Annotated in this window: 20 protein-coding genes and 1 pseudogene; 12 read left to right on the forward strand and 9 right to left on the reverse strand. The window is 74.0% G+C overall.

Translation table 11 applies throughout. The annotated features are described in order from the left end of the window. Positions 1–47 precede the first annotated feature (47 nt). Positions 48–1,500: pseudogene (locus IPK37_09515) on the reverse strand (MFS transporter). Positions 1,501–1,779: 279 nt separating this feature from the next. Here IPK37_09515 and IPK37_09520 point away from each other — a divergent pair. The 4 genes from IPK37_09520 to IPK37_09535 are packed head-to-tail and all read left to right on the forward strand — an operon-like array spanning position 1,780 to position 4,967. Beyond that, entirely contained in the window at positions 1,780–2,208 is a 429-nt protein-coding gene (locus IPK37_09520; GenBank protein ID QQS02505.1) for a helix-turn-helix transcriptional regulator, read from the forward strand. Next, positions 2,171–3,013, forward strand: a complete 843-nt coding sequence (gene modA, locus IPK37_09525) for a molybdate ABC transporter substrate-binding protein (protein ID QQS02506.1) — start codon at positions 2,171–2,173, stop codon at positions 3,011–3,013. The genes IPK37_09520 and modA overlap by 38 nt, the downstream gene beginning before the upstream one ends. Further along, positions 3,010–3,813: a molybdate ABC transporter permease subunit gene (gene modB, locus IPK37_09530; protein ID QQS02507.1), complete on the forward strand. Its 804-nt coding sequence runs from the start codon at positions 3,010–3,012 to the stop codon at positions 3,811–3,813. Before modA ends, modB begins: the two co-directional genes overlap by 4 nt. Then, entirely contained in the window at positions 3,810–4,967 is a 1,158-nt protein-coding gene (locus IPK37_09535; protein QQS02508.1) for an ATP-binding cassette domain-containing protein, read from the forward strand. The genes modB and IPK37_09535 overlap by 4 nt, the downstream gene beginning before the upstream one ends. Positions 4,968–4,974: 7 nt before the next feature. Here IPK37_09535 and IPK37_09540 read toward each other — a convergent pair whose 3' ends face one another. The 3 genes from IPK37_09540 to IPK37_09550 are packed head-to-tail and all read right to left on the reverse strand — an operon-like array spanning position 4,975 to position 7,595. Next, entirely contained in the window at positions 4,975–6,432 is a 1,458-nt protein-coding gene (locus IPK37_09540; GenBank protein ID QQS02509.1) for a trypsin-like peptidase domain-containing protein, read from the reverse strand. 50 nt (positions 6,433–6,482) lie between these two features. Next, positions 6,483–6,947 (reverse strand): ribose 5-phosphate isomerase B, encoded by a 465-nt coding sequence (gene rpiB / locus IPK37_09545; protein ID QQS02510.1) that lies wholly within the window; start codon positions 6,945–6,947, stop codon positions 6,483–6,485. Between the two features lie 30 nt (positions 6,948–6,977). Beyond that, positions 6,978–7,595: a hypothetical protein gene (locus IPK37_09550; GenBank protein QQS02511.1), complete on the reverse strand. Its 618-nt coding sequence runs from the start codon at positions 7,593–7,595 to the stop codon at positions 6,978–6,980. 130 nt (positions 7,596–7,725) lie between these two features. Here IPK37_09550 and IPK37_09555 point away from each other — a divergent pair, with 130 nt between their 5' ends. The 6 genes from IPK37_09555 (at position 7,726) to IPK37_09580 (ending at position 11,781) form a co-directional block, all read left to right on the forward strand. Continuing rightward, positions 7,726–7,968: a hypothetical protein gene (locus IPK37_09555; protein QQS02512.1), complete on the forward strand. Its 243-nt coding sequence runs from the start codon at positions 7,726–7,728 to the stop codon at positions 7,966–7,968. 59 nt (positions 7,969–8,027) lie between these two features. Next, positions 8,028–8,606: a TetR/AcrR family transcriptional regulator gene (locus tag IPK37_09560; GenBank protein ID QQS02513.1), complete on the forward strand. Its 579-nt coding sequence runs from the start codon at positions 8,028–8,030 to the stop codon at positions 8,604–8,606. Positions 8,607–8,698: 92 nt separating this feature from the next. Then, entirely contained in the window at positions 8,699–9,580 is an 882-nt protein-coding gene (locus IPK37_09565; protein QQS02788.1) for an SGNH/GDSL hydrolase family protein, read from the forward strand. A gap of 63 nt (positions 9,581–9,643) precedes the next feature. Beyond that, positions 9,644–10,099, forward strand: a complete 456-nt coding sequence (locus IPK37_09570) for a DinB family protein (protein QQS02514.1) — start codon at positions 9,644–9,646, stop codon at positions 10,097–10,099. 108 nt (positions 10,100–10,207) lie between these two features. Next, a complete protein-coding gene (locus IPK37_09575) occupies positions 10,208–10,711 on the forward strand; it encodes a MerR family transcriptional regulator (protein ID QQS02515.1) in 504 nt (167 codons plus the stop codon). A 17-nt stretch (positions 10,712–10,728) separates the two neighbouring features. Next, the gene (locus IPK37_09580; GenBank protein QQS02789.1) at positions 10,729–11,781 is read left to right on the forward strand and encodes an aldo/keto reductase; all 1,053 of its coding nucleotides are present in this window, start codon (positions 10,729–10,731) and stop codon (positions 11,779–11,781) included. Positions 11,782–11,811: 30 nt separating this feature from the next. On the opposite strand, the gene IPK37_09585 is transcribed toward IPK37_09580, so the two are convergent. The 3 genes from IPK37_09585 to IPK37_09595 form a co-directional block, all read right to left on the reverse strand. After that, entirely contained in the window at positions 11,812–12,801 is a 990-nt protein-coding gene (locus IPK37_09585; protein ID QQS02516.1) for an SGNH/GDSL hydrolase family protein, read from the reverse strand. Positions 12,802–12,922: 121 nt separating this feature from the next. Continuing rightward, positions 12,923–13,282 carry an arsenate reductase gene (locus tag IPK37_09590; protein QQS02517.1) on the reverse strand — a complete coding sequence of 120 codons (360 nt, stop codon included), beginning with the start codon at positions 13,280–13,282 and terminating at the stop codon, positions 12,923–12,925. Between the two features lie 56 nt (positions 13,283–13,338). Next, the gene (locus IPK37_09595) at positions 13,339–13,860 is read right to left on the reverse strand and encodes a hypothetical protein (GenBank protein ID QQS03043.1); all 522 of its coding nucleotides are present in this window, start codon (positions 13,858–13,860) and stop codon (positions 13,339–13,341) included. Between the two features lie 57 nt (positions 13,861–13,917). Between IPK37_09595 and IPK37_09600 the strand changes: the two genes are divergently transcribed. Together IPK37_09600 and IPK37_09605 are read left to right on the forward strand one after the other, a co-directional pair. Further along, positions 13,918–14,814: an EamA family transporter gene (locus IPK37_09600; protein QQS02790.1), complete on the forward strand. Its 897-nt coding sequence runs from the start codon at positions 13,918–13,920 to the stop codon at positions 14,812–14,814. Between the two features lie 77 nt (positions 14,815–14,891). Beyond that, complete coding sequence (locus tag IPK37_09605) at positions 14,892–16,958, forward strand: S9 family peptidase (GenBank protein QQS02518.1); 2,067 nt, start codon at positions 14,892–14,894, stop codon at positions 16,956–16,958. On the opposite strand, the gene IPK37_09610 is transcribed toward IPK37_09605, so the two are convergent. Both IPK37_09610 and IPK37_09615 read right to left on the reverse strand, forming a co-directional pair. After that, positions 16,955–19,777 carry a multicopper oxidase domain-containing protein gene (locus tag IPK37_09610; GenBank protein ID QQS02519.1) on the reverse strand — a complete coding sequence of 941 codons (2,823 nt, stop codon included), beginning with the start codon at positions 19,775–19,777 and terminating at the stop codon, positions 16,955–16,957. The two genes, IPK37_09605 and IPK37_09610, sit on opposite strands and share 4 nt — an antisense overlap. Then, positions 19,774–20,952, reverse strand: coding sequence for a hypothetical protein (locus IPK37_09615; GenBank protein QQS02520.1), 1,179 nt, complete (start codon positions 20,950–20,952; stop codon positions 19,774–19,776). The genes IPK37_09610 and IPK37_09615 overlap by 4 nt, the downstream gene beginning before the upstream one ends. Between the last annotated feature and the right edge of the window lie 2 nt (positions 20,953–20,954).

Here is a 20,954-nt window from a genome sequence, read left to right on the forward strand (position 1 = left end):
CACCCGAGAGGGTGAGCCCGGCGCGAAGCAACCGTCGGAAGGCGCGGTCAGCGGCCGGTGGTGACCGCGTCCAGCGGCTGGTAGGCGTGCCCCTGCTCGCGGTCCAGATGGGTCTCGCCCTTGTTGGTCAGGTACTTGATGTAGACGAACAGCGAGATCGCGATGCACACCGTCACATAGGCGATGAACTGCGGGACCGCGTTGTTCTCCTTGCAGTACTGGTAGACCAGCGGCGCGGTGCCGCCGAACGCCGAGTTGGCCAGGCCGTAGCCGAGGCCGACACCGAGCGCGCGGATGTGCGCCGTGAACAGCTCCGCTTTCACCAGGGCGTTGATCGAGGTGTAGCCGGTCAGGATCGTGTAGCCGACGGCCGTCAGCAGGAAGCTCGTCACGGCGTTCTTGCTCTGCGGCAGGTAGGTGATCAGCACGTACGTGTAGAGCATGCCCGCGGCGCCGAAGAACACCAGCAGCGGCTTGCGGCCGACCTTGTCGGAGAGGATCCCGCCGACGGGCTGCAGCAGCATGAGGAAGATCAGGCCGATCAGGTTGATCCAGGTGCCGGTCATCGCGTCGTCCTTGAAGGCCGTCTTGACGATCGCGGGCGCATTGACGGAGTACGTGTAGAACGCCACCGTGCCGCCGAGGGTGATGAGGAAGCAGAGCAGCAGGTTCTTGCCGTAATGCGTGAAGAGCTCCGCCAGCGAGCCGGACCGCTTGTCCTCACCCTGCTCGGCGGCCGCGATGTGCTCCTCGGAGAGCGACTCGTCCATCGTGCGACGCAGCCAGAACACCACGATCGCCGCGACGCCGCCGATCGCGAAGGGGATGCGCCAGCCCCAGTCTGAGATCTGGTTCTTGGTGAGGACGTTGAGCAGGATCAGCAGCGTGAACTGGGCGAGCACGTGCCCGCCGACGAGCGTCACATATTGGAAGCTGCTGAAGAAGCCGCGCCGCTCGCGGGTGGCGGCCTCGGACATGTACGTCGCCGACGTGCCGTATTCGCCACCGGTCGCGAACCCCTGCACCAGCCGACACAGCAGGAGCACGATGACCGCCGCCGAGCCGATCGTGTTCTTCGTCGGCATGATCGCGATCACGAAGCTCGCCGCCGCCATGATCGAGACCGAGAACGTCAGCGCGGCGCGGCGGCCGTGCCGGTCGGCGTACCGGCCGAAGTACCACGACCCCAGCGGCCGCATCAGGAATGTCACCGCGAAAAGCGCGTAGATGTAGATCGTCGAGTTCTGGTCGTTCTTGTCGAAGAAACTGGAATTCGAAGTACGTCGCGAACACCGTGTTGGTGTAGACGTCGAACCACTCGACGAGATTGCCGAGCGAGCCCTTGATGGTGTTGCCGATGGCCCGACGGGTGGCCGCTGCGTCGGAGCGCGGCAGGGCATGGGTGCCGGTGGGGGCGTTGGTCACGGGGGTACCTCCTCGTACGTCGTGACGGCGCCACGCAGAATTCGGCACGCGGGGCCAAGGTCCTGTATACGACATGTAGGCGGATGTCGCCCAGCGTCTGCGCAGAACGCGCGGGGGCGTTGCGCTGGCAGCGGCCCCGGCCGCGACGAACGGCGTCACCACGCCCGCCCCGCCGGGTGACAAACCGTCACCATGGTGACGGTTTGTCACCGAGCAGGTGCTCGGGTGGTCACGAACCGCAACCATGGTGACGGGGAAGCGTGCGGAGCTGGGCCCCGAGTCGTCTTGGACCGGTATCAGCGTGCGGCGCAAATCCGCCAGCGACGCCGTACGTGCGGATGTATCCTCGCAATCATGACGCAACTGCGGATTGCCGAGGCGGCCCAGCTGCTCGGGGTCAGCGACGACACCGTGCGGCGCTGGGTCGACGGTGGCCGGCTCGCGGCCACCTCGGACGCCTCCGGACGCAAGGTCATCGACGGCGCGGAGCTCGCGCGGTTCGCCGAGAACCTGTACGCCGTCGCCGCCGGCGTCACCAGCGACACCCACGGGCGGCACGACTCGCGGCGGTCGTCCCGCAACCACTTCACCGGCCTGGTGACGCGGGTGACGTCCGATCTGGTGATGAGTCAGGTGGAACTCCAATGCGGCCCGTACCGCGTCGTCGCCCTCATCTCGACCGAAGCCGTCCGCGACCTCGGCCTGGAGCCCGGTGCGCTCGCGACCGCGCTGGTCAAGGCCACCAATGTCAGCATCGAGACACCCGGAGGACCCCGTGCCTGACCACCCCCGACGTACCGTCGCAACCGCCCTCGCCGCCCTCGCCGCCGCTCTGCTCGCCGGTTGCGCGTCGGGTGCGTCGACCGGCCAGAGCAGCGCGGGTACGTCGAGCGGCGCCGGCACCTCCAGCGGATCCGGTACGTCGAGCGCAGGCACCGTCACCATCTTCGCCGCGGCCTCCTTGAAGGACGCGTTTACCCAGATCGCCAAGGACCACCCGGAGACTCCCGTCCGGTTCTCCTTCGACGGCTCGAACACCCTCGTCGACCAGCTCGCCGGCGGCGCGCGCGCGGACGTCTTCGCCTCCGCCGACACCAAGAACATGGACTCCGCGACGGCCAAGGGCCTGATCGACGGCACCCCGCAGCTCTTCGCCAGGAACGTCCTGGTGCTGATCGTCCCGAAGGGCAACCCGGCTAAGATCACCGGCCTGAACGACACCCTGACCGGCAAGAAGCTGGTCGTCTGCGCGGCCGGCGTACCCTGCGGCAATGCCACCAAGACCCTCGCCCAGCAGCTCGGCGTCACCCTCACGCCGGTCTCGGAGGAGACCAAGGTGACCGACGTACGCGGCAAGGTCGAGTCGGGCGAGGCGGACGCGGGGGTGGTCTACGCGACCGACGCGAAGGCCTCGGGCGCGAAGGTGGAAACCGTCGCCGTCCCCGGCGCCGACAAGGTCGTCAACGACTACCCGATCGCCCTCGTCGAGGGCGCCCCCAACCCCGCCGGCGCCCGGGCGTTCATCGATGCCGTTCGCTCGCCAGGCGGCACGGCCGTCCTGACCAGCTACGGCTTCCGGGCGCCGTGACGCCGCCTGCGTCTGGAGCACTGCCCCGCTGGCTGTGGCTGCCGGGCGGCGTCGCCCTGGCCGTCGTGGCCGTGCCGCTGCTCGGCATCGTCGTCCGGATCCCCTGGTCGGACGTGCCCACCCTGCTCACCACCGAAGCGTCGGTCGCCGCGCTGCGGCTGAGCCTGCTGACCTGCCTCGCCGCGACGGCGCTGAGCCTCCTGTTGGGCCTGCCGCTGGCGATCCTGCTGGCCCGGGCGCGCGGTCGGTGGGCGGCGCCGGCCCGCACGTTGGTCACGATCCCGCTGGTCCTGCCCCCGGTCGTGGCCGGCCTGGCGTTGCTGACGACCCTCGGCCGCCGCGGCGTCCTGGGTTCGACGCTGTCGGCCTGGGGCATCGAGATCGGCTTCACCACGGCCGCGGTCGTGATCGCCCAGACCTTCGTGGCGATGCCGTACCTCATCACCGCCGTGGAGGGGGCGCTGCGCTCGGCCGGTACGGCGTACGAGGACGTCGCCGCCACCCTCGGCGCCGCCCCGACCCACGTGCTGCGCCGGGTCACCCTGCCGATGATGCTGCCGGCGGTCGCCTCGGGCACGGCGCTGGCGTTCGCCCGCGCGCTCGGCGAGTTCGGCGCGACGCTGACGTTCGCCGGGTCCCTGCAGGGCGTGACCCGGACCTTGCCGCTGGAGATCTACCTGCAGCGCGAGAGCGACACCGACGCGGCGCTGGCGCTGGCTTTGGTGCTCATCGTGCTCGCGGCGGCGACGGTGGGGCTGACCTCGGTGATCGGCCGCCGGACGACCCGGGTCCACGCGTGACCGCCCCGCGCGTCGACGACAGCCAGGCGCCGGCCCTTGCCGTCCACGTCGAGGTGCCCGAGCGCGGCCAGCGCTGGGACCTCGACGTGCCCGTCGGGACCGTCCTGGCGCTCGTCGGTCCCAACGGCGCCGGCAAGTCCTCCGTGCTGCGCTGCGTCACCGGGCAGCTGCGCCCCGCCGCGGGCACGGTCGCCATCGACGGCGCGGTGATGAGCGGCCTGGGCCGGTACGTCCCCGTCCACCGCCGCCAGGTCGCCATCCTCGAGCAGCGGCCGCTGCTGCTGCCGCACCTCGACGTCCTGGAGAACGTCGCGTTCGGATTGCGGGCGAGGGGGGTACGTCGGGGGCCGGCGCGCGCCCGGGCCGCCGAGCGGCTCGCGGCCGTGGGCTGCGCCGACCTTGCCGGTCGGCGGGCTTGGCAGCTCTCCGGCGGGCAGGCGCAACGGGTGGCGCTGGCGCGCGCGCTGGCCACCGACCCGCGGCTGCTGCTGCTGGACGAGCCCATGGCCGCGCTCGACGTCAGCGTCGCCCCCGCGATGCGCCTGCTGCTGCGCGACATCCTGCGCGACCAGGCTCACGACGAGCCGCGGCGCACCGCGGTCCTTGTCACCCACGACGTGCTGGACGCCCTCGCCCTGGCGGACCGGATCGCGCTCGTGGAGGACGGCCGCGTCGCGGCGCAGGGGAGCGTCGAGGAGATGCTCGCCCGGCCCACCACGCCGTTCCTGGCGGAGCTCGTGGGGGTGAACCTGCTCGCCGGTACGGCGTGCGGGCCCGACACCCTCGCCCTGCCCACGGCGACCGGTCAGGAGGCGGCCCTGCTCACCGGGGTCGCCGGGGGCCGGGACCGGCCGCTGCGGCCGGGACGGCACGCGCTCGCCACGTTCCCCCCGGACGCGGTGTCGGTCCACCTGGGCGATCCCGGCGGCAGCCCCCGCAACCACCTGCGGGCGCTCGTCGCCAGCGTCGAGCCGCGGGGGGCCCTCGTGCGGGTCACCGCCCGGCTGGCCGACGGCGAGGGGGTGCCGCCCGGGGACGAGGCGACGGTGGCCGCCGACCTCACCGCGGCCGCCGCCGTGGAGCTCGGGCTGCGGCCCGGCCTCGACGTACGGCTCGTCGTCAAGGCCACCCAGGTGACCCTCTACGAACGGTGAGGGCCACTCAGTTGAGCGGGGAGGCTTTCAGGGTGGCCTTCGCCGTGTGGCGCTCGCCGGACTCGTCGATCCAGGTCACCTCGACGGTGTCGCCGACGGCGTGGGCGGAGATCGCGGCCTGGAGCGCGGCGGCGTCGGCGATCGGCGTGCCATCCACCGCCGTGATCGTCGCGCCGGCCGTCAGGCCCGCCGACTCCGCGGCGCTGCCGTCGGTGACCCCCGTGACCGCCGCGCCCGTCGCGGACCCCGCCGCGCCGGCCGAGCCGCTGCCCGGCGCGTCCTGCGCGCCTGGCGCGTCTTGGCCGCCCTGCGATCCGGGGGACTGCTGCGGGACGCGACCGCGGCCGGGGAGGTTCGAGGTCCCGGCGCGCGGCGACGAGGCGACCTGCACGCCGAGGACGGCGCGCGGGCCGACCCGGACCGTCCCGTTGGTCTTGCCCGCCTTGATCTGGTCGGCGATGGTCAGGGCCTGCTGGATCGGGATCGCGAAGCCCTCCGGCGCGCCGCCCGAGGACGCGGCCGTGTTGATGCCCATGACCTCGCCCTGCTTGTCGAACAGCGGACCGCCCGAATAGCCCGGCACGACACCGGCGTTCGTCCGGATCAGGCCCTTGAGCTGGTGACCCGAGCTGGTGGCGTCGGCGGAGACGGTGATGTCGTCGTCGAGCTGCTGGACCGTGCCGCTGGCCTGGTAGAGCCGGTCCTGGCCGCCGCCGTTGCCGATGGCCGTGACCGCCTGCCCGACGCTGACGTCGTCGCGGTCGATCGTCACGGGCGTCAGGTCGGTCGCGTCCTGCAGTCGCAGGAGCGCCACGTCGTGGGTGGCGTCGGCGCCGACCACCGTGGCGGCGTAGCTCTTGCCCGTGTCGGCGACGGTGACGCGCAGCTTGTCCGTGCTCTCGACGACGTGGTAGTTGGTCAGGGCGTACCCGTCGGCCGACAGCACCATGCCGGTCCCGGCCGAGGTCCCGCCGTTGCCACCGGTCACGCTGCCGGGCACGGTGCCGTCGATGAGCAGTACGCCGGGGGCCGAGCTGACCGCGCTACCGGCCGTGGCGCCGGACGTGCCGCCGCGGCTGCGGCCCTGACCGTAGGGGAGGGTGCCGCGCCGCGACGAGCCGCCGGCCCCCGCCGACCCATCGCCTTGCTGCCCGGCGTCCGGTCCGAGGCCCTGCCCCGGATCCGCGTCGCCCACTCCCGCGGCGCGAGGCGGCGGCAGCTCCGCCGTGACGGTGGCGGGGTGGACGCTGTGACCGACGTACGCGAACGCCGCCACCGGCGGGATCGCCAACGCGAGGGCGCTCGCCGCGACCACGGCGGGCCTGCGCCGGCTCCCGGACGGTGCGGGCGGGATCGCGCCGTACTGGGTCGGGCCAGGCGGGGTCGCGGGAGCCTGGCTCGGGGCCGGGTGGTCCGGGGTCGAGGCAGGACGCTGCGGCTCCGGGGCGGCGGATGTGTCGGACACGATGACCTCCTGGGTGACGACCCAGGAAACCTCGCCCGCTTGTGGCGGCCCTACAGCGCCCCTGTGAGTTTGCTGGGCGAGCCGCCGGCCTCCTCGATCTTGGCGATCCGCGCGACATGCCGGCCGCCCTCGAACGAGGCGGTCAGGAACTCGTCGACGATCATGGTGGCGTACTCCGGGGCGACCACCCGCCCGCCCAGCGAGAGCATGTTGGCGTCGTTGTGCTGGCGGGACAGCCGGGCGGAGTACGCCTCGGAGACCATCGCGCACCGCACCCCGGGCACCTTGTTGGCCGCCAGGCCGATGCCGATCCCGGTGCCGCACATCACGATGCCCCGATCGACCTCGCCGACGACCACGGCCCGGCCCACGGCGTGCCCGTAGTCCGGGTAGTCGACCCGGTCGGGGGTGTCGCTGCCGAAGTCCACGACCTCGTGGCCCAGCTCGGTCAGGTGCGCCTTGACGGCGACCTTCAACTCGTACGCGCCATGGTCGTTGCCCAGCCCGATCCTCATGGCGCTCAGCCTAGGCGCCGACCCGGAGGGTCAGCGGGGCAGGGCTGCCAAGGTGACCCGCCGCGAGACCGCGTCCTGGGCGGCGTCCCGGGCCGCCGCGTCGGCGTCGGGACCGGGCGGCAGCAGCGCCTCCAGATCGCGGGCGATCCGATCCCGGAACCCGCTCGGGTGCAGGATGCCCATCGCGGACATGTCGTCGCCCAAGGTCATCAGGCCGCGCAGCGTCGGCATCGTGACGGGACCGCCGACGACGTACGCACGCACCGCCCGCACGATGTCCACCTCCACGCGCTCCCCGGCGCGCAGCAGAAAGCCCAGGCACGTCGCGGTGGGGTCGAACGCGTTCTCGCCCGCCGCCCAGCGGCCGCCCCGCCCGCGGGTCACCATCAGGTGATCGACGAGTCGGCCGACGACGGGCACCGCCGGGTCGTAGCAGTCGATCTGCCGCAGGGCCTCGATGGCCGTGCAGGCGCCAACCACGCCCGACGCCTCGGCGAAGTGATCGGGCTCGATCGCCGCGGCGAATCCGCCGTCCTCGTTCTGGTACGCCGCCAGAACAGCCAGCACCGCGGACCGCCGGTCGTGGCCACGCGCATGCTCCCAGAGGAAGTAGTCGAGCGGGAGGGACGGCCGCTGCAGGAAGTTCACGGGGTCTCCATCGGGGCAGCGCGGCGCGTGTTTCCCCCGCGCCTTTAACCACGGCTGCTAGGTGTTGACGACCCAGGTCAGGGCCCGCAGGCCCTTGCCTGAGCCCGCCTGCGCCTGGAATCCTCTTCCCATGAAGGTGCCCCAGCTTCCGGTCGCGGGCGCCCTGATCGCGGATGAGGAACGCGCGGGGCGCTACCTGCGCGTGTCCAGCCACCCCGAGTTCGACCGGGTCGTGCTGTCGGTCTGGCAGGACGACGAGTGCATGGCCACGCTGCGGCTGGACCGGCAGTCGGTGAGTGACCTGATCTGCGGGCTGGCGCGCGCCCTCGTCGCGGAGGCCCAGGGGGTCGTCCGGCGCCGTACGGCGGGCTGACGGGCCGCCCGGCGCCTGCCCTGTTGTCAGTGATCGCTTAGTTCCCTACTCTGACGCGCGTGCCCCAGCGATCCAGCGCCCTCGATCGCAGCGCCGCCGCCGTCCGCGCGGGCGTCGGCGCCTTCGCGGATCTCGGGTTGAGCAGCGCCGCCGTACGCCGTGCCGCCGACGACGTCGGCGTCTCCTCGGCCTACCTGTTCCGGCTGTTCGGGAGCCAACGCGACTACTTCCTGGCCTGCCTCGACCACGTCGAGGAACGCATGCTGGCTACCCTCGCCGGCGCCGCGGTGGTCCCGGACGAGGACGCCCTCGGGCCGCTCGGGGGCGCGTTTCGGCAGTTCGCCGCGGACGGCAGCGTTTCTGGGCTGTGGCTGCAGGCGTGCGCGGTCGCGCGCGACGACGCCGAGATCGCCCGGCGCTGTCGCCAGATCATGGCCGGGGGGCTGGCCGCCGCCGCCGCTACGGGCGCGCCGCGTGAGCGGCTCGGGGAGTTCCTCGCGCGGGGGGCGTTGGTGATGACCCTTCAGGCCGTGGGCGCGGACCTGCGGGTGGGCAGCGAGGGGGCAGTCGCCGCGCTGCTGCGGGAGTTCGTCGACGAGCCCGGTACGCCGGGTGCGGCCGTGGAGGATTCGGCATGAAGCTTCCTGGCCGGCTCCGACTGCCGGCATTGCCCAGGCTGCCATGGTCCGCCAGCACGTCGAGGCCGCCCGACATGTCAGTCCCGCCAGGGATGCCCGGGACGCCCGGCACGCCCGGGTCGACGTCCGACGGCGACGGCTCCGGGGTGGCGCCGTGGCTTCTGCCCGTGATCGCGTGGCAGGGGCTGCGCGTGCGGCGGACGACCGTCGTGCTGCCCGAGGCCGGGGGACCTCGAACGGGTCTGGTGGCCGCCCCGGATAGGGCGTCGGACCTGCCCAGCTCGGCGCAGACCACCGGCGCGGCGGCGGGCCCGTTCCAGCTGCTCGTGCTGGGCGAGTCGACGGCTGCGGGGGTGGGTGCGCAGACCCACGCCGAGGCCCTCACCGGGCACCTGGCGGCGCTGCTGGCCGAGTCCACCCGTCAGCCGGTGCAGTGGACCGTGGTCGCCCGCAGCGGCGCGACCCTGCAGCGCATTCGGCACCGGTTGCTGCCCGAGGTGGTGGCGGTCCCGGGAGGGTACGACCTCGTGGTCCTGCTCGCCGGCGTCAACGACGTGCTCACCCGGCGCGCTCCGGCCGGGTGGGCGCAGGACATCGAGGCCGTCCGGGACGGACTGCTGCCGCTGCTCGCACCGCGCGGCCGGGTCGTCCTCACCGGCGTGCCGTCGTTCCTCGACTTTCCGTCGCTGCCCCGGCCCCTCTCGGCGTACCTGGATCAGCACGGCCGTTCCCTCGACGCGCGCACGGCGGCACTCGCCGGCGACCGCGTGCTCTGGGTCTCCTCCCGCGAGGTCATGGCCGTTCCGGCCGAGCAACCGGGCAGCGGCGCGGGCGACGCTGCTGCCGACGCCGGTGCGCACCCCGCCCACGCGACGGGGGAGCGCGCGACGGCGGACTGGTTCGCGGCGGACGGCTTTCACCCGGGGCCGCAGGGGTACGCCGTGTGGGCCCGGGCCCTCGCCGCGCGTCTCTGACCCGCCGTGACCCGACGTTAACCCGTGCCGCCGCGGCCATCGCTCGGCTGATGCCAGAGGCCCATGGATGACGTGCTCGTCGACTTCTGCCTGCTCAAGCTCGACGCCATGATCGACCTGGTGGCCGGCCTGACCGACGACGAGGCCAACGCCCGGCCGGCGCCGGGGGCCAACACGGCGTACATGTTGGTCTCCCACTGCCTCGGGATGTCCCGGAACTGGTCGAGCACGGTGAACCTCGGGGTGCCGGTGCCCCGCGACCGCGACGCCGAGTTCGTCGCGTCCGGGCCGGTCCTGGAGCTGGTGGCGCGCGCCCGCGGCGTACGGGAGCAGTTCGCCGCCGACGCGCGGTCCGTCCCTGGCGACGAGGCGCCCGCGGCGCTGCCCGCGCGGCTCGACCTGCGGGAGCGCCCCTGGGCGCGCACGACCGGCGGGGTGCTCCTGCACGTGTTCGAGGAGCTCTGCCAGCACCTGGGTCATCTGGAGGTCACGCGGGACGTCGTACAGGCTCGCAGCTGATCGGCGGTTGGGGCGCCGGACTCCCGGCGCTGGTCGGCGCGGGCGGGTGCGGCCCCGGCCGGATGGTGACTTGCGTTGGAGTCCACTCCAGCGCTTAGCGTCACGGCCATGGACAACTCGGCACGCGGCGCCCGGACCGCCGTCCGCGAACCCGATCCGGCCGGCGACCTGGCTGACCCGGGGGTCGCCGTGGGGATCGCCGACGTTGCGGCGGCGACGGGGCTGACCCGGGACACGCTGCGCTGGTACGAGCGAGAGGGCCTCATCCCCGCGGTGTCGCGCGGCGGCGACGGACGGCGCCGGTACGACGCCGCCACCGTTCGACTCATCGAGCTGCTGCTGCGGTTGCGGCGCACCGGCATGCCGGTCGCCGACATGAAGCGGTTCGTCGAGCTGCTCGGCGAGGGCGCCGCCAGCCACGGCCGGCGGATGGCCCTGCTGCAAGCCCAGCGGCTGCGCGTGCTTGCCGTGCAGCGCCAACTCGCGGACGACCTGGCCGCGATCGACGCGAAGATCCAGCACTACGCCCACCTCATCGACGCAGGTCAGGACTGCGGCGAGCGACCCATCGACAACGCCGACCTGCGGGACCGACAACGGAGGACCAGATGAGCACCGACCCGACCACCATGCTGCCCACCGTCGCCCTCGGCCCCCGCGACGCGCGCGTGGCCGATCCCCTGGTCACGAGCCGACTGGGATTCGGCGGGATGGCCCTGACGCGCGTCTACGGCGCGACCGACCCCGCGCAGGCCCGCGCGACGCTGCACGCCGCGATCGACCTCGGCGTCACCTTCCTCGACACCGCCGACGTGTACGGCGAGCCCAGGCCGGGCAGCACCGGCCCGGCCGGCACCAACGAAGAGCTGTTCGGCGAGGTCCTCGCGACGCGCGGCGCGGAGGTCCAGCTGGCCACCAAGTTCGGCATCACGGGGGCGATCGGCCGGGCCGTCGACGACGTACGGCGGGTGCGCGGCGACCGGGACTACGTGCACGCGGCGTGTGACGCCTCGCTGCGCCGTCTCGGGGTGGACGTCATCGACCTCTATTACTGCCACCGCCCCGACCTCACCCTGCCCATCGAGGAGACCGTCGGGGCGATGGCCGAGCTGGTCGCGGCGGGAAAGGTGCGCCATCTCGGCCTGTCCGAGGTCACTGGCGCCGAGCTGCGCCGGGCCGCCGCCGTCCACCCGATCGCCGCCGTCCAGAGCGAATGGAGCATCTGGTCGCGCGACGTCGAGGCCGGCGTCGTGCCGGCGGCCCGGGAGGTGGGCGCAGGGTTCGTGCCGTACTCGCCGTTGGGCCGGGGCTTTCTGATTGGAACGCTCACTCGGGCGCAGGTGGCCGGCGGGATGCTGGCGGGGCAGCCACGGTACGACGAGCACTTCGAGGCCAACCAGGCCGTGGTGGGCGCCGTCCGAGCGGTGGCCGACGAGGTCGGCGCGACGGCGGCCCAGGTCGCGCTGGCCTGGCTCTACGCCCAGGGGGAGCGGCTCGGACTGCCCGTTGTGACTATCCCGGGCACGCGCCGCGCCGAGCGGGTCGCGGAGAACGCGGGAGCGGTGACCCTGACCCTCACCGCCCCGCAGCTGGAGCGCCTTGACGCGGCCAGTCGAGCCGTGGTCGGCGCCCGCAACCTGACGTTCACCGAGCGGGGCTGGATCTCGGCCGATCGCGAATGACCGGGCCCGACGCCGCAGGTCAGCCGCGGGTCATCGCAGCGCCGCCATGACGACCTCGGTCATCAGCGCGTGGCCCGCGGCGTTGAGGTGGTCGCCGTCGTCGGCGAGCAGGCCGGTGATGTCGCGGGTGCCGTCCGGGCCGTGAAAGGCCGTCCGGACCTCGACGTACGTGCCCCCGCGCGACCGCGTGACGTCCTCGATGACGGCATTGGCGCGCAGGGTCAGCGCGGCGCTGCCGCTCACCCACGCCGGCCCCTCGGCCCGCCCCACGGCGCCGTCGGTGACCACATTCCAGTAGCCGGTGACGGCCAGCCGCGCACCCGCCTTGAGGCTCGCGGCCACCCGCTCCTCGATGTGGTCCAGCTCGCTGCGGATCGTGGCCAGGGTCTTTTCGAAGCAGCCGGCCAGCGCGGCGTCGGCGCACCTCGGGTCGGTGAGCAGGGCCGGGTCGACGTCGTTGGCGCCGATGGTGAGGATCACCAGGTCGGCCCGCGCCAGGTGGCGCTGCAGGCCGGCGTCGGCGAGCTGGGCGAGGACGTCGCCGGTGGTGTAGCCCGAGACCGCGTGGTTGTAGATCACGGCGCCGTTGCTGGTGGCGGCGGCGTAGCGGTGGCCGACCTCGTCGACGTACGTCGTACAGCCCGGGCAGTTGGCTCCGGCGGGGATGGAGTCGCCGAGGCCGACGACCACCCTGGCGGCGTCGGCCCGGGAGCCGGACGTCCCGGGGACGGTCCGGCCGGTGGGCGTCCCGGCGCCGGGACTCACGCCCGGACTCGGGGTGGGCTGGCGGGCCCGGTTGCGGCCGGGATCGCGGGCGCGGCGGGTCTCGGCCCTCGGAGCACTCGAACCACCGGAACCGCCCAGACCGGCTGCGCCCGGCGCGGGGTAACGGGTGGTGACGGCCGGCGACGCGGCCGCCCGAACCGCCGGCGCCCCGTCCTCGGGCGTGCCGCGGTAGGCCCGCAGGCCCGCGACGAGAGCGCAGGCCACGACGACCGCGCAGAGCGCGAGGAGGAGCACGCGCCGACGCCCGGGCGGCGATGCTCTGACGGATGTCAGTCGTCGCCGGAGCATGGGATCGCTCGCGCCGCAGTCACTGTGGTCGGCCCGCGTCGATCAGCGTCGGTCCGCGTCGGGGCGGTCAGGCCCCGGCCAGGAACGGGGCGACCCGCTCGGTGGGGCGGCCGATGATGGCCCGGTCGCCGCGGACCAGCACCGGACGTTCCATGAGCGCGGGCCGCGCGGCGAGCACGTCGGCGACCTGCTCGGCCGTCTGCACGTCGGCGTCGGTCAGGCCCGCCTCCGCGAACGCCGGGTCGCGACGGACCAGGGCGCTCGGCGGATCTTCGAGCTTGCCGAGGAGATCGAGCAGGTCGGCGCGGGTGGGGGCCGTCTTGAGGTACTCGACCACCTCCGCGTCGGTCCCGCTGGCCTGGACGGCGGTCAAGGCCGCCCGGGACTTGCTGCACCGGGGGTTGTGGAACAGTCGCACGTCGCTCATGGCCCTAGTCTGCCGAAGTCCGACGCGCCGTCGCCGGCCGCGGTCGGCGCCGTCGGTCAGCACTCGCGCTCGAACGGCACCTTGTACCAGCCGCCCACGTGGTGCGCGATGTCCTCCGGGCCGGTCGCCTCGGTGGTCTCCAGCACGCGCACGTCGCCCGCGAAGCAGCGGCCCAGAATCACCCTGGCGCGGTTGACGTGCCAGCGGAAGGTGATCGCCTGCACGGAGTGCCACCCGTTCGCCTCGGCGAGGCGCCGCAGCTCCTGCCCCTCCCCGCGGGTGGTGCCCGGCTCCGGCTCGAAGCACGTCACGGGGTAGGCGCGCCGCTGGGTGCAGGCCGGCAGCTTGCGCGCCGACCAAGTGGAGTCCACCGAAATCACGAGAGCCTTCGCCCTCCCCGCAGCCATCAGCTCCTCAGCCACCCTCACGCGCTCGGGAAACGGCGGCCCGAGGACGAGAACGGCGTCGCTGGTGCCCGGCGCGTCCGGCCGGTCGCCCAGCACCAGCGGGAGGGGTGCCGCGAGGGCCACGCCGACGGCGGCGGCCGCGCCGAGGAGGGCCCGGCGGGACGGTCTCATGCCCTCATGGTGCCCGACGCCGCTGCGGACCCCGGGCCTAGAGTTTCTCGCGTGACGATGCCGGGGCAGGGACGGGACGGGGCCGAACGCTGGGCACCCGCGTTCGTCCTGGCCGCCGCCGTGCTGTGGGGCTTCCTCGGGATCTTCGGCAAGCAGGCCCAGGCCGAGGGGGCCACCCCGCTGGAGGTGGGCTTTTGGCGGGCGACGATCGGGGCGGTCCTGTTCGGGGTGCACGCCGCGTTGCTGCGGGCCCGCCTTCCCCGGGGGCGAGACCTGGCGGTGACGGCCGCGTTCGGCGTCGTCGGGGTGAGCGTGTTCTACGGCAGCTATCAGGTGGCGGTCCGGGACGGCGGGGCGAGCCTGGCGGCGGTGCTCCTCTACACGGCGCCGGCGTTCGTGGCGGTCCTGTCCGCGCTCCTGCTGTCCGAGCGGTTGGGCCGACGGGAGCTGGTCGGTGTCGTCGTCTCGTTCGCGGGCATCGTCGCGATCAGCGCCGGCGGTGGCGAGGGGGTCCGGGTGACGCCGGTCGCCGTGGCCGCCGGGGTGACGGCGGGCTTCACCTACGCGCTCTATTACCTGTTCGGGCGCCGCTACTTCCCCACGTACGCCCCGTCGGCCCTCTTCGCCGTGATGATGCCGGTCGGTGCGCTGTGCCTGCTGCCGGTCGCGCACCCGCAGGGGCACTCGGCGTGGGGGTGGCTGAACCTGGTCGCGGTGGGCGTGCTGTGCACCTACGTCACCTACACGCTCAACTCGGCGGGCCTGCGCCACCTGCCGGGCACCCGCGCCAGCGTGATCTCCTCGGTCGAGCCCGTGGTCGCGGCCTCGCTCGCGGCCCTCCTCTTCGGCGAGCGGCTCTCCCCGGCCGCCCTCGTCGGGGCCGCCGCGGTCGTGGGGGCGGCGCTGCTGCTCAGCACGGCCCCGCAGGCCGACGCCGCCGAACTCCCGGGCTAGCCGCCGCGGTCGGGAGGCGGCGCGGCGGCGCGGCTGGCCGGTGCTCGTGGGCTGGCGCCCGATGGCAGCATGTGAGCGTGACGCGCTCGCAGGACGACCCCCGCACCCTTCCCTACGGCACGTGGCCCTCGCCCATCACGGCCGAGCTGCTCACCACGGCCTCCAGCGTCCGGCCGGCGCCCTGGGCCGACGGGCCGGCCGTGTACGTGCTGGCCACCCGCCCGGACACCGGCGCGCAGGCCCACCTGGTCCGGCTGGAGGGACCGCTCGCCGCGAGCCCGGATGAGCTGATGGGCAGCGAGGTCAGCCCGCCGGGGTTCAGCGTGGTCTCCCGGGTGCACGAGTACGGCGGCGGCGAGTACGCCGTCCGCGACGGGGTGATCCTGGCGGTGGAGCGCAGCACGCAGCGGCTCTGGCGGCTGGACGGAACGCCGCGGCCGCTGGTCGCGGAGGCCCCGGATGCGCGGGTCCGCTTCGCGGCCATGGAGATCGACGCGAGGCGCGGGATCGCGTACGTCGTGCGCGAGGACCACCGGGGCGTCCCCGAGCATCGCCCCGAACCGGTGAACGCGCTGGTCCGAGTGCCGCTGGACCCCCAGCCCGACAATAATCTGCCCGACGCGGAGCGCGGCCGGCCGCTGGCCATCGCGAGGCGGGCCGGTCAGGAGTCCGGAGCCGATCCCGACTTCGTCATCGACCCGGTGCTCTCCCCGGACGGGGCCCGGCTGGCGTGGGTGCAGTGGCGCCACCCGCACATGCCCTGGGACGCCGCCGAGGTCTGGGTGGGCGAGCTCGACGACCGCGGCGACCTCCACGACGCCCGCCTGCTGGCCGGCGGGCCGGACCGCGCGGCGTTCGAGCCGGTCTGGCTGAGTCCGGACCGACTCGCCGTCCTCGACGAGCGGACCGGCTGGGTCAACCCGTACCTCATCGACGTCGGCACCGGCGCGACGACCGCGCTCCATCCGGTCGAGGAGGAGTACGGCGCGCCGCCCTGGACCCCGCGGACCCGAACGATGACGGCGCTGCCCGACGGTCGCCTCGTCGCGGTCCGCTGGATCGACGGATTCGCCCAGCTCACGCTGCTCGACCCGGCCCTGGCCGGAAGCCCCGGGGCGGCCCGTGACCTGGGCCCACGGCGCGCGTTGGCGGGGTACCTCTCGGTGTGGGAGAGCCCCGGCGGGGCGCGGGTGGTGCTGCGGTCGGCGTACTCGGACCGTCCCGCGGCCGTCGTCGCGCTCGACCCGGACACGGGCACGGAGGACACGGAGAAGCCGCTCTGGCGGTACGGGCAGCAGGTGCCGACGGGTTTCGTGGCCGACCCCCGACCGGTGAGCTGGCCCGGGCAGGGCGGCGCGACGACGTACGGCTTCCTCTACCTGCCCACGCACCCCGAGGTGACCGGGCCGCCCGACCAGCTGCCGCCGCTGGTGGTGCTCTCGCACGGTGGCCCGACGTCGGCGACGTTCCCCATGCAGGCGGCGGCGACGGCGTACTGGACCTCGCGCGGCATCGCGGTGCTCGACGTGAACTACGGCGGCTCGACCGGCTACGGGCGGGCGTACCGCGAGCGGCTCGCCGGAAGCTGGGGGATCGTCGACGCCGGCGACTGCGTCCGCGGCGCGCAACACCTCGCCGACACGGGGGTCGTCGACGGAGCGCGGCTGGCGGTGCGGGGCGGGTCGGCCGGCGGGTACGTCACCTTGGCGGCCCTGACCTTCCACGACGTGTTCACGGCGGGCCTTTCGTCGTACGGCATCTCCGACCTGTCCGCCCTCGCCCGCGACACGCACAAGTTCGAGTCGCGCTACACCTGGCGGCTGGTGGGGCCGTGGCCAGAGGCGGAGGAGACGTACGCCGAGCGCTCCCCGATCCACCACGTGGACCGGCTCGACACCCCGTTGCTGCTGCTGCAGGGCTCGGAGGACAAGGTCGTCCCGCCCGACCAGGCGCGGCTCATGGCGGATGCGGTGCGGGTCAAGGGGGTGCCGGTGGCGCTGATCGAGTTCGCCCGGGAGGGCCATGGCTTCCGCGAGCCGGCCAACGTGATCCGGGCGCTGGAGGCCGAGGTCAGCTTCCTCGCGCAGGTGTGGGGCTACCGGCCGGGGGACGCCATCGACCCGGTGCCGATCGACAACCTCTAGTTGCCCACCTGCAGGATGCCGTGCGCGCCGCGTTCGGCGTCCACCATGAGGTGGGACACGAACGGATAGTGGCCCGCCTGGGTGGGCACCATCTCAACGAAGCCGCCCTGGGCCGCCAGCAGGCCCAGGGCCTGGGACCCCGCCGTGCCCGGCGTACCGGCTCCGCCCGGCGCACCCGCGGATCCCTCCCCAGCCGCGCGGCCCTCGCGTAGCAGGTAGCGGCCCTCGAGATAGACCGTGTCGAACTGACCACCGACCACGTGGAAGCTGCTCGCCCGGTTCGGCCCGGCGTCGAGCACCCAGAACCGCACCCGCTCCCCGACGCGCGCCGTGAGCGGCCGGGTATCGTACTGGTTCGCGATCCCGTTGAACGTCACCGCGCTCGGGCGCTCCGCCGACACCGCCGCCGCGTCCACCTCGCGCGCGGTGGTGCCGTCGCCGTCGACGTACGCCTCGGACTGCACCAGCACGTAGCTGTGCGCCACCGGCGCCAACCCGTCCGGCTCGATGACCACCGCGCCGAACATCCCCGCCGCGATGTGCGCGGACATGGGCATGGTCGAGCAGTGGTACATCCAGATCCCCGACCGCTTCGCCGTGAACGTGTAGACCAGCGATTGCGCCGGCGGGATCGTCCGCATCGGCTCATCGGGGGCGATGTCGCCGGCATGGAAGTCGATCGAGTGGCCCATCGTGCCGTGGTTGACGAGGGTGACCTCGAAGGTGTCGCCGACGCGCCCGTGCAGGACCGGTCCCGGGACCGATCCGTTGTAGGTCCACCGCTTCTGCTTGACCCCCGGCGCGATCTCGAGTTCGACCTCCTCGACGGTCAGCGTCACCTTCCGCACCCGGTCGGGGGTGAGCGGCGGAAGCTCGGCGGGGACGGCGCGGAAGTCCGCCGGTGGGGCCTGGCCGAGCCGTACGCCGGGTGTGCTCGCTCCCGCGCCCGGCGTACCGCCCATTCCCGCCATGTCATGCGCTGAGCCCGTCGGACCGGGCGTGGCTCCGGCGGAGCCGTCGGGGGCGGCGTCGGCGCCGGTGACCCGGACGGTGAGCACCATGCCCATCTGCCGGTGGCCGATGACGCTGCACCAGCCCTGGGTGTCCGCGGCGACGACGCCGACGTCGATGGTCTCGTGCGCGCCGGGGTCCAGCCTCGTGCCGCGCGTCCCGGAGGAGAAGACCAGGTCGTGAGTCTGCGTCGGGTCGGTATTCGTCAGCTCGACGACCAGCCGGTCGCCCGCGGGCACCTCGATCGTGTCCGGGATGAACCGCATCCCCTTGGCCTCGACGCGCGCCGTGGTCGTGTGGCCGGTGGCGGGTACGCCGGGTCGCCGCCCGGCAGCAGCGCCGCCGCCGCCTACCCCGGAGGCTCCGGCCCCGATCCCCGACGCCCCCGACATCGCGGAGGCCGACCCGACGCCGGCGGAGCTGACGCCGGCGGCCACCGGATCGACCGCGACGCCCAGCGCCACCGCCAGGACCAGCGCCGACGTCGCCGCGACCAGTTGCCCGGGGGTGCCGATGCCGGGTTGGGGCTCGAGGCGTTCGCGGGGGCCGCTGAGGCCCTCGGACCGCTCGGCGGCCACCTCGGCCCGGACGCGCAGCGCCGCACGGATCGCGCGCAACGTGGCGACGAGGAAGCCGATCAGCGCGAGCAGGACCAGCACCGAGCAGGTGACCTTCACCCAGCTCGGCAGCGGCAGCAGGGAGAGCACCAGGCCGACGTTGACGACGATGAGGCGCGCGGCGGCCCACGCGTCGAAGGCGGCCTGCGCTGCCCGGACGGCCCGGGCGCCCCCGCCGATGACGACCGGCACGAGGTGGGCGAGCGCCCCGCACAGCAGTTGCAGGGCGAACCCGACGACGAGGGCCGGGGTGATCACGCCGTACGCCGTGGGCAGGCGCGCCCAGTCGCTCGCGGTGGCCAGGTCGACGGCCACGCCGGCGAGGCTCGCCACGAACCAGGCCAGGGCGGCGGTGACGGACCAGGTGGCGAAGTACCGGGGCGGGGCCTGTCGCGCCGGCGCCACCAGGGCGCGAGCGGTCCACAGCCAGGCGACGGCGTACCCCACCAGCCCCGCGAAGGCGACCCAGCGCCACCCGGCGAGGGCACCGGCGACGAGGACGACCAGGGCAGCGAGCAGGGCGGGCAGGCCCTGCCGTGCGAGGCGTTCCGCGCGCGGGTCGATGCGGGTGCGCAGCATCGTCGGCCACAGCGTGACCAGCGTGCCGGTCACCGTCAGCCCGACCCAGCCCAGGCCCATCGTCATGGTGTGGGCGAGCAGCAGGCGGCCACGCCAGGGTTCGGTGACGCCGTGGGCGAGCCAGGCCCCGAAGGTGGCGCCGACCGGCAGGCACGCGGCCGCCGCGAGGTAGTAGCGCACGGTGATGCGGAAGCGACCCGGCAGCGCGGCCCGGAGCCGACGCACGAGGGCCCAGGCGTGCAGCCCGATCGCGCCCGCGAACACCACGGCCCCCGCCACGACGAGCCACCACCAGCCGGTGGGAACGCCGAGCAGGACCGCGGTGACCCCGGCGAGCTGGGCGACGAGCCGACGCGACTGGGCGCTCCGGTCGTCGATGCTGGTGGGCGTCTTGAGCAGGGCCTGGGTGAAGTGGGTGCTCCACACGACGATGGCGTGGCTCAGGGCGCCGAGGACGACCAGGTGCACCATCAGCCAGCGGGCCTCCGGCACGTTGCGGTGCACCAGCGCCACCGCGGCGGCCAGGATCAGCCACGCCACGGACGTGTAGTCGCGCAGCGGCCAGGTGCGCGCCTCTCGAGCAGGCGAGGCGCCGCCCCCGGTGGGGGTCATCGCGCGGCCTCCGACCGTTCGTCGTCCTGCGCTCTTGGTGCCATGGCACCCAAAGTGCTGGTCGTGAGCGGTCGACCCGGTGGATAACCTGCACCCGTTCGTCCGCGCCGGGGGGCGCGCGCCGCGAGCGTCACCAGCACGGGCGGCAGCATGAGCAAAGCGACCACGGTAGCGACCGAGCCGACCACCCACGGCGTACGGCTTCCGACCAGGTCGCCGCCCACGCGCACCGCGAGACCGGCGTGCAGCAGCACCAGGGGCGCCCAGAGCGCCGCGTGGTAGGGCAGTGGGCGACGCACGATCGCGGGCAGGATCACCGCGGCGTGTGCCAGCACCATCGACATGGCGAAGCCGAGGAAGGTCGCGTGCACCGTCGCGTCGTACCGGCCCTGATCCGTCGGCGGGCCGCCGACCAGCCAGATCGCGCCGGCGAGGGCCAACCAGCCATAGCCGAGCAGCATCGCGGCGGCGCTGTAGCGGGGCAGCCCGACCGACCGGACCGTACGACGGGCCACGTCGTGGCGGGCCAGCCACGCGACCAGGAGGACGATCACCAGGCCACAGGCCCGGAACCCCCACGACGCGGCGAGGAGGGTCGAGGTCGCGGCGGCCACCAGGGCCACCGCGAAGGCGAGCGCCGTGTGTTCCGCGTGCCGGGGGAGCGCGAGCCGGGCCAGCTCGACGCGCTCGGCGGCGATGGTGGCCACGACGAACGTGGCGAGCCAGGGCACCAGCGCGGCGACGTCGAGGCGCAGCCACAGGAGGGCGCCGACCAGCGCGGCGAGGGCGCCGAGCGCCTCGATGGCCACCGTCGCGTCGGCGCGGCGCCGGTAGAGCGCGGCGTACGTCGCGAGCAGGAGCGCGGCGCCATCCGCGAGGAGGATGGCCCCGAGCGGGGTGGGGAGCGGCGCCACGAGGGCGAGCCCGCCGAGTCCCAGGCAGGCGGGGGCGGCATAGGCCCACGGCGTGCGCAGCGCGACGGCGCGTTCCAGCGCGATCAGGGCGCCGAGGAACCCGAGCACCATGAGCATGCCGTGCCGGCTCGGGAGGTGCGCGGCGGCAGCCTCGGGCACGGGGGCCCAGACACCGAGCAGCAGCAGCGCGGCGTCGAGCCCCGCGAGCAGGCAAAAGCCGGGGACGAGCAGGAAGAGCGTGCGCGCCCGGGCGGTGGGCATGA

The organism is Austwickia sp., from assembly GCA_016699675.1.
Lineage (GTDB): Bacteria > Actinomycetota > Actinomycetes > Actinomycetales > Dermatophilaceae > Austwickia.